Source organism: Streptococcus mitis (assembly GCF_000722695.1).
Lineage (GTDB): Bacteria > Bacillota > Bacilli > Lactobacillales > Streptococcaceae > Streptococcus > Streptococcus mitis_O.
In genome coordinates, this window is sequence record NZ_JPFU01000014.1 from 46,849 (window position 1) to 55,292 (window position 8,444).

6 protein-coding genes and 1 pseudogene are annotated in these 8,444 nt (G+C 38.9%); 4 read left to right on the top strand and 3 right to left on the bottom strand.

Annotation, left to right across the window (positions count from 1 at the left end; translation table 11 throughout):
• The first annotated feature begins 125 nt into the window (after positions 1-125).
• A complete protein-coding gene (gene dinB / locus SK629_RS09415; RefSeq protein ID WP_042901653.1) occupies positions 126-1,187 on the top strand; it encodes a DNA polymerase IV in 1,062 nt (353 codons plus the stop codon).
• A gap of 185 nt (positions 1,188-1,372) precedes the next feature.
• On the opposite strand, the gene SK629_RS09420 is transcribed toward dinB, so the two are convergent.
• Both SK629_RS09420 and SK629_RS09425 read right to left on the bottom strand, forming a co-directional pair.
• Complete coding sequence (locus SK629_RS09420; RefSeq protein WP_042901654.1) at positions 1,373-2,218, bottom strand: undecaprenyl-diphosphate phosphatase; 846 nt, start codon at positions 2,216-2,218, stop codon at positions 1,373-1,375.
• Between the two features lie 61 nt (positions 2,219-2,279).
• Positions 2,280-4,169 carry a DUF2207 domain-containing protein gene (locus tag SK629_RS09425; protein ID WP_042901655.1) on the bottom strand — a complete coding sequence of 630 codons (1,890 nt, stop codon included), beginning with the start codon at positions 4,167-4,169 and terminating at the stop codon, positions 2,280-2,282.
• A gap of 138 nt (positions 4,170-4,307) precedes the next feature.
• Here SK629_RS09425 and SK629_RS09430 point away from each other — a divergent pair, with 138 nt between their 5' ends.
• Entirely contained in the window at positions 4,308-5,873 is a 1,566-nt protein-coding gene (locus SK629_RS09430; protein ID WP_042901656.1) for an ABC transporter substrate-binding protein/permease, read from the top strand.
• Complete coding sequence (locus SK629_RS09435; RefSeq protein ID WP_000189477.1) at positions 5,873-6,613, top strand: amino acid ABC transporter ATP-binding protein; 741 nt, start codon at positions 5,873-5,875, stop codon at positions 6,611-6,613. Before SK629_RS09430 ends, SK629_RS09435 begins: the two co-directional genes overlap by 1 nt.
• Positions 6,614-6,856: 243 nt before the next feature.
• Here the strand turns inward: SK629_RS09435 and SK629_RS09440 are convergent, their stop codons facing one another.
• The gene (locus SK629_RS09440; protein ID WP_001130036.1) at positions 6,857-7,072 is read right to left on the bottom strand and encodes a hypothetical protein; all 216 of its coding nucleotides are present in this window, start codon (positions 7,070-7,072) and stop codon (positions 6,857-6,859) included.
• A 974-nt stretch (positions 7,073-8,046) separates the two neighbouring features.
• On the opposite strand from SK629_RS09440, the pseudogene SK629_RS09445 reads away from it, so the two are divergent.
• Positions 8,047-8,444 (top strand): annotated as a pseudogene (locus SK629_RS09445) (transposase); the annotation flags it as partial.

Sequence of the window (8,444 nt, forward strand, 5' to 3'; positions counted from 1 at the left end):
TTTTCTAACACAGACCGTTATCTATGCCAAACTGTATTATATTTTTGAAAAAAATAAAGTCTTTTTTCTTTTTTTCAGAAAAAAGGGTATAATAAAAGAACATAATTGGTAAAAAGGGGCTAGGTATGTTGATTTTTCCTTTGTTAAATGATTTGTCAAGAAAAATCATTCATATTGACATGGATGCCTTTTTTGCTGCGGTAGAAATCAGAGATAATCCTAAACTCAAAGGAAAACCTGTCATTATCGGAAGCGATCCTCGGCAAACAGGTGGGCGTGGTGTCGTTTCTACTTGTAGCTATGAGGCGCGAGCTTTTGGTGTCCATTCTGCTATGAGTTCCAAGGAAGCTTATGAACGATGTCCCCAGGCCATTTTTATCTCAGGGAATTATGAGAAATACAAGTCTGTGGGTCTCCAGATTCGAACTATTTTTAAGCGCTATACAGATTTGATTGAGCCCATGAGCATTGATGAAGCCTATTTGGATGTAACAGAAAATAAACTCGGTATCAAGTCAGCGGTCAAAATCGCTCGTCTCATTCAAGAGGATATCTGGCAGGAACTCCATTTGACTGCTTCTGCAGGCGTCTCTTATAACAAATTCTTAGCTAAAATGGCCAGCGATTATCAAAAACCACATGGTCTGACAGTGATTTTACCTGAACAAGCTGAGGATTTTCTCAAACAAATGGATATTTCCAAGTTTCATGGAGTAGGAAAAAAGACGGTGGAAAGACTTCATCAAATGGGCGTTTTTACTGGCGCTGATTTGCTTGAAGTTCCTGAAGTGACCCTAATAGACCGATTTGGCAGACTGGGCTATGACCTTTATCGAAAGGCTCGTGGTATCCACAATTCCTCCGTCAAATCCAATCGCATCCGTAAATCAATCGGGAAGGAAAAAACCTACGGGAAGATTCTCCGTGCCGAGGAAGATATCAAAAAAGAGCTGACTCTTCTATCAGAAAGAGTCGCTCTCAATCTCAATCAACAAGAAAAAGCTGGAAAAATTGTCATTCTGAAAATCCGCTACGAGGACTTTTCAACCCTTACTAAACGAAAAAGTCTGGCTCAAAAAACACAGGATGCTAGTCAGATAAGCCAAATAGCCCTACAACTCTATGAAGAGTTAGACGAAAAAGAAAGAGGTGTCCGCCTGTTGGGGATTACCATGACTGGATTTTAATACTTAATGAAAATCAAAGAGCAAACTAGGGAGCTAGCCGCAGACTGCTCAAAGCACTGCTTTGAGGTTGTAAATAAGACTAACAGAGTCAGTAACATATACCTACGGCAAGGCGAAGCTAACGCGGTTTGAAGAGATTTTCGAAGAGTATAAAACCTTGAAGAGCTGACCCTTCAAGGTTTTTCTTATACAAATAAACGAACAAAGCTATAAAGTAGCAAGACACTACCAAGCACGATACGGTATTTACCGAAAAGAGTGAAGTCGTGTTTTTTCACATAACTTGTCAAGAAACGAATTGCAACCATGCTGACTGCAAAGGCGACTCCCATCGCAACCAAGAGCAAGAACAATTGCCCAAAGCTCAAGAGCTGTCCTGCTTTTATAAATTTGAAAATCTTTAAGGCACTGGCTCCAAACATAACAGGAATCCCAAGATAGAAGGTAAATTCTGTCACAACAGAACGACTGGTTCCATTTAACAAACCACCGACAATCGTTGCACCTGAACGACTCGTTCCTGGTAAAAGGGCAAGAACTTGGAAAAGACCGATATAGAAAGCTGTCGTATAAGGAAGCTTGTCCAACTCTGTTACACTTGGTTCGATAGCACGCGCTTTATTGCGCTTTTCCAAATAGATAAAGGCAATCCCATAGATAATCAACATGAGAGCAACAGAAACCATATTATGGAAGTGGGTATCAAACCAATCATCAAACTTAAATACGGCAAGCAAAGGCAAAGTCGCAATCAAGACCTTCAACCATAGTCTCCAAGTCTTACGAACTTCCTGCTTGTCCTTAGTCGGTTTGAAAGGATTGAGCTTGTTAAAGTAAATAACCATGACCGCCAAAATCGCTCCAAGCTGAATTACAACATTAAACATGGACATAAAGGCTTCATTCTGATTTTGGTATTGGATAAATTCCTCTGCTAGAATCAAGTGACCTGTACTAGAGATCGGCAACCATTCCGTAATTCCTTCAACAATCCCGAAGAAGATAGATTTTAAAATTTCAATAAGATACATAGATTACTCCTTTTTTCTATCTTCCATTATAGCATACTTTTTCAGTCTATGGCAGTTCTCTTTAAAAGGCTCCGATACTGCCGCCACCTCCGCCTCCAGAGAAGCCACCGCCAGAACTTCCACTTCCAGAAGATACGGAGTAGGTGCTTGCTGTATTTGCGACACTAGCATAATGACTCATTTGGGCTGATGAATGATAAAACATACTATGCCAGCCATAAGCTACATAGAGATTGATATCTGGATTTTCTACTTGGATGTGATGAACCTTCATCAAATGACTGACCTTGTCCGCATAGCCAAATAAGGTCGCATAGACCAAGAGGCGATTCCAGACCACAATACTTTCCAGCTCAGCCTGATCCAATCGTGCAATCTCCCGCAACATATTTTCAAAACTGGTCCAGAGATAGTAGACTTCTGCCCCTGCTTCATTTAGGACGCCATCACGATTATCTAGTCGAAGCTTCCAATAATAGAAAACAGCCAAAACCAAACCTAGAAAACCAAGTATTGCCAAGGGGATGTAAAGATAGCCATGAACGTCTAAACTGTACAAGAAGAAACCAAATCCAATAAATAGAGGCAGGACTGTAGAGAGTCCCATACCTACTTGCAGGACCTTTTCCCCACCAGTTAAAGGACGATAATAATCTGGGAGCCCCCAGAAGGAAACTCGATTTCTCACTCCCTCTTGCATCTCTTTCAATACTTCTTCGAAAGAAGATTTGAGCTGACGCCCCTTTGCTTTAATCCGTTTTTCATCAGAGACTTTTGCCCCACGATAAAGACTATCAGATACCTTGTAATCCGCAAACAAATTGGAAAGAGTTTCTTCTTTTTTGCCTGAAAAAGCCAGATTTAAGCAGTCTTTCTCAAAACTTGACAAACCATCTTCTTTTACCAGCCTCAAGCCAACAGCATCTCCTTCTGAAATAATAGAAACATTTCCACGGTCTATCACATCTAGCAAGGTAGCTTGAATAAGTTGGTCAAAGGTGAATTTTCCTGCTCCTTTGGTTAAAGGACTCACTTCCTCCAAGGAGGTCGAGTAGACAACCTCTGATAAAACCATAGGCTCTAATTCCATTGGTGGTTCATAGAGACGATGATTTTTAGCATATTTGACTGAAATAGTGGTCTTTCTTCTATAAATAAAATAGAAGCAGACACTCAATAACAAGGAGATAGAAAGTATCAAAGGAAACACCCAAGTGACGAGCTGCATACTCTGAGCTTTTTCTCTAACAATCGAGTCTTCTATCTTATTAAACTCTTCTAAACGATTCCCTTTCAAGCCCTGATCCCTAGCGCTAGCAAAATCAGTTCGAGGCCAGTAGGCATGCAATTCAACTCCACGCTTAGGCGGAAGATTGTCTAAACGAATAGTATAATTAAGGTTACTATTTTCAATCGTACCCTCTCTAAAGAGTTTCCCTGTATGGAAAAAGAGTTTTTCAGCCCGCTTGTCTCCCCTTACATTAAATTCAAACTTGCCAATAGCCCCTGAACTATCTGTCAGAGGTTGCCAATTTAATTCAGCGATATCATCATAAAGGAAAAGCAAGTTCTTTAAATTCCAGACAAGGTCAACTTCAACTGTGTCACCTTCCTGACCTGGATTGTAAACTTTGACAGTATAACCATCTGTTCCTTCTGTCACTTCGCTAGCAACATCTGTCAGTTCAGCACCATTTTTCGATGCCTGAACCTTTGGGTGAGGGTCAATGTCAAACCCACTAGGCATCTTGCCAGCACGTCCAAGTCCCACGATTTGGCCTTTAAAGTCCTCTTCAAACTGATAAACTATCTTTTGTCTAAATTCTGCCGTGTTGTCTGCATGAATATACAAATCCCCTTGGTAGGAGTTTATCTTGAAATCAATGGCAAAAACAGAGAGTGGCAGAAGGCAAAACAAACCTAAGACCAGTAAGAAAAAAGTTTTTTTCATCAATTAAGCCCCCTTTTTATCTTTGCTATCATTATATCATTTTTTCTCAAGTAAGGGCTTACCCATATTGAAAAATAGAGTTTTTTTCGATAAAATAGGAGACAGTTATTTTTTAATAGATTAGAAATAGGAGAAATCATGAGAAAAATATACTTATCTATTTTCACAAGTCTCTTGCTTATGCTAGGATTTGTCAATGTTGCTCAAGCCGATGAATATTTACGCATCGGGATGGAAGCAGCCTATGCCCCCTTTAACTGGACCCAAGATGATGATAGCAATGGAGCTGTCAAAATCGATGGAACCAACCAGTATGCCAATGGATACGATGTCCAGATTGCCAAGAAAATTGCTAAGGACTTAGGCAAAGAGCCTTTGGTTGTTAAAACCAAGTGGGAAGGTCTAGTCCCTGCCCTTACTTCTGGTAAGATTGATATGATTATCGCAGGTATGAGTCCTACTGCCGAACGCAAACAAGAAATCGCCTTTTCAAGCAGTTACTACACTAGCGAACCTGTCTTACTCATCAAAAAAGATTCTGCCTACGCAAATGCCAAATCTTTGGATGACTTTAATGGTGCGAAAATCACTTCCCAACAAGGTGTTTACCTTTATAACTTGATTAGTCAAATCCCAGGCGCTAAAAAAGAAACTGCCATGGGAGACTTCGCTCAAATGCGCCAAGCACTTGAGGCTGGTGTCATTGATGCCTATGTTTCTGAACTCCCTGAAGCACTGACTGCCGAAGCTGCTAACTCTAAGTTTAAGATGGTTCAAGTAGAGCCAGGTTTCAAAACTGGAGAAGAAGATACAGCTATTGCCATTGGACTTCGTAAAGATGACAATCGTATTAGCCAGATCAATGCCAGCATTGAAACTATTTCTAAAGATGACCAAGTTGCCCTGATGGATCGTATGATCAAGGAACAACCTGCCGAAGCCACTACAACTGAAGAGACTAGCAGTAGTTTCTTTAGCCAAGTCGCTAAAATTCTTTCTGAAAACTGGCAACAACTCTTGCGTGGTGCTGGTATCACTCTTTTAATCTCTATCGTCGGAACCATCATAGGTCTCATTATCGGTCTTGCCATTGGTGTTTTCCGTACTGCTCCTCTCTCTGAGAATAAAGCCATTTATGGTCTACAAAAACTAGTCGGCTGGATTCTCAATGTCTATATCGAAATTTTCCGTGGTACACCTATGATCGTTCAATCGATGGTTATCTACTATGGAACTGCCCAAGCTTTCGGTATCAACCTTGACCGTACACTGGCCGCTATCTTCATCGTTTCAATCAACACTGGTGCCTACATGACTGAAATCGTTCGTGGTGGTATCCTAGCAGTTGACAAAGGACAATTTGAAGCCGCTACTGCTCTTGGTATGACTCATAACCAAACCATGCGTAAGATTGTCCTACCTCAGGTAGTCCGTAACATCCTACCAGCAACTGGTAATGAATTTGTCATCAATATCAAAGATACATCTGTATTGAACGTTATCTCCGTTGTCGAACTTTATTTCTCAGGAAATACCGTGGCAACTCAAACCTATCAATACTTCCAGACATTTACAATCATCGCCGTGATTTACTTTGTCCTCACCTTCACCGTAACACGTATCCTCCGCTTCATCGAACGTCGAATGGACATGGATACCTATACTACAGGTGCTAACCAAATGCAAACGGAGGATTTGAAATAATGACACAAGCAATCCTTGAAATTAAACACCTCAAAAAATCCTATGGCCAAAACGAAGTGCTAAAAGACATTTCTCTCACTGTCCACAAGGGAGAAGTCATCTCTATCATTGGAAGCTCTGGAAGCGGGAAATCAACCTTCCTACGCTCCATTAACCTACTTGAAACGCCAACTGATGGTCAAATTCTTTATCATGGGCAAAACGTCCTCGAAAAAGGTTATGACCTCACACAATACCGTGAAAAGTTGGGGATGGTGTTCCAATCCTTTAACCTCTTTGAAAATCTCAACGTTCTTGAAAATACAATTGTCGCTCAGACAACTGTCCTTAAACGCGAGCGTACAGAAGCTGAAAAAATTGCCAAAGAAAACCTTGAAAAGGTCGGCATGGGAGAACGCTACTGGCAAGCCAAACCAAAACAACTCTCAGGCGGTCAAAAACAACGTGTGGCTATCGCTCGTGCCCTTTCAATGAATCCTGACGCCATTCTCTTTGATGAACCAACATCAGCTCTCGATCCAGAAATGGTTGGAGAGGTCCTCAAAATCATGCAAGATCTGGCTCAGGAAGGCTTGACTATGATTGTCGTAACCCACGAAATGGAATTCGCCCGTGATGTCTCTCACCGTGTTATCTTCATGGATAAGGGTGTAATCGCTGAAGAAGGCAAACCAGAAGACCTCTTCACCAATCCTAAAGAAGACCGTACAAAAGAGTTCCTTCAACGCTATCTCAAATAAAAAGAAAAGGCTGCATCAATCGTGCAGTCTTTTTGCTGTCCTCATACTCTTCGAAAATCTCTTCAAACCACGTCAGCTTCGCCTTGCCGTAGGTATATGTTACTGACTCTGTCAGTCTTATTTACAACCTCAAAACAGTGTTTTGAGCAGCCTGCGGCTAGCTTCCTAGTTTGCTCTTTGATTTTCATTGAGTATCAAAATGAAAAGGCAGACCTTATTCAAGAATCCGCCATTATCCAAAGATTAATCTTCAAATTTTTCATGATTTTTTTCATAGAAATCAATTAAACCTAGAGCTGTTTCAAATGAAATATTTTTTACTTTTGCACGACCCTGCGCTAGAGCAATGATAGACATTTCACGCGCATTCGTTTCTTTAGAGATACGGTAGCCTGTGATTTTCTTATCACGAACCCAGCCAACAACTGATTCTACTTTTTCAAAGTTTGACTTAGCCATGTCCTTCTCCTATTTTCTTCTTTACGATATATTATTCTATACGTTTTTATGTCTTTTGTCAATAAAAAAACATATATTCAATAAAATAAAAGTTCTAAATTTTTCTTACTTCTTTTTTAAAGCCGATAATATATAGGTTTTTACTTGCTATAAACCATTAGCAACTACCTAAAAAATAATTGTATTATTAAACTTCAAATATGTAAGAATATTCATATAAACTACATACCAGCTACTCAATAGGATAGACAGGAGTCTTATTTAAGTAATTCTATACATTCCTTTAAAATGGTTAAAGCTACCAAAGATAATATTCTCCTCTGATTACCTCTTAACTATCTCTTTCCTTTCTCCTTATCCGAGATTCCTTCCTGTCATGCTTTAAAGCTTATTTTCTTTTTCAACTGGTACAATGGAATTATTTCATCAGATTTTACATATTCTTTTCAAACACCACTTCATAATCAGCATCTAGAATATGACTTCCTAATGTCACAAACTTTTCTACTACTCTCATTTTACAAGTATCAGATCAATTTTATCAATTAAATTACCAAATCTGTCTCATAAATACTGATTATTTTCTCTATTTGCTATTATATTTAGACAATTTTTAAATTAGTTATATATAAAATATCGCATTCTAAATAGTAGCCTTATATATAGCAAGTAATTCTTTTTTATTATTATAAACTGAAACAAAAATAATAGGTACTATAATAAGTTGTAGTAGAAATAGTAGGATAGTTTTCCTAAGTTCATAGGAATCGCCCCCTTTCTTTACCCTCATTATAGCACCTATACATCAGTTGTGCAAATAATATGATATTTTTTTATTAGTCCGGGACTTTGACAGTTATGAAGTAAAAAAATCCTCATAAAGGTTGATATAAGAGCATTTTCTTGTCAAATTTTATCACTTTTTATTTGCGTACTTTCTCGTACTTTGTTATAATGGAGTGAGGTATGAAAAGATGAGAGTTAAACAATCAAAGTCAAAAAACACTATCAACTACGCTATTATTAAAGATATCAAGGTTGGAAATAAACGGACTTCTACTATCGTAGAAAACCTAGGCAATCATAACACAATCTTAAAAGAACATCCTGATATGGAACCTCTTGAGTGGGCTCGTTTACGTGCTAAGGAATTAACCGAGAAAGAAAAAGAAGAAAATAAAGATTTCCTCATTACCTTTAGTCAAAACAAACAGTTAAAACAAAATCAATTGAACGAATATCATGGAGGCTATCTCTTCCTACAAGACCTCTATCATCAATTAGATCTGCCTAGAATTAACAAAGAAATCCAAAAACGACATCGTTTTAATTTCTCTCTAGATGAGATCCTATCTCGCTTGATTTATGGACG

What these genes read in the sequence shown, in the direction of transcription:
- dinB (WP_042901653.1), top strand. Translation starts at nt 126, where the DNA reads ATGTTGATTTTTCCTTTGTTAAATGATTTGTCAAGAAAAATCATTCAT.
- SK629_RS09440 (WP_001130036.1), bottom strand. Translation starts at nt 7,072, where the DNA reads ATGGCTAAGTCAAACTTTGAAAAAGTAGAATCAGTTGTTGGCTGGGTT.
- SK629_RS09425 (WP_042901655.1), bottom strand. Translation starts at nt 4,169, where the DNA reads ATGAAAAAAACTTTTTTCTTACTGGTCTTAGGTTTGTTTTGCCTTCTG.
- SK629_RS09420 (WP_042901654.1), bottom strand. Translation starts at nt 2,218, where the DNA reads ATGTATCTTATTGAAATTTTAAAATCTATCTTCTTCGGGATTGTTGAA.
- SK629_RS09435 (WP_000189477.1), top strand. Translation starts at nt 5,873, where the DNA reads ATGACACAAGCAATCCTTGAAATTAAACACCTCAAAAAATCCTATGGC.
- SK629_RS09430 (WP_042901656.1), top strand. Translation starts at nt 4,308, where the DNA reads ATGAGAAAAATATACTTATCTATTTTCACAAGTCTCTTGCTTATGCTA.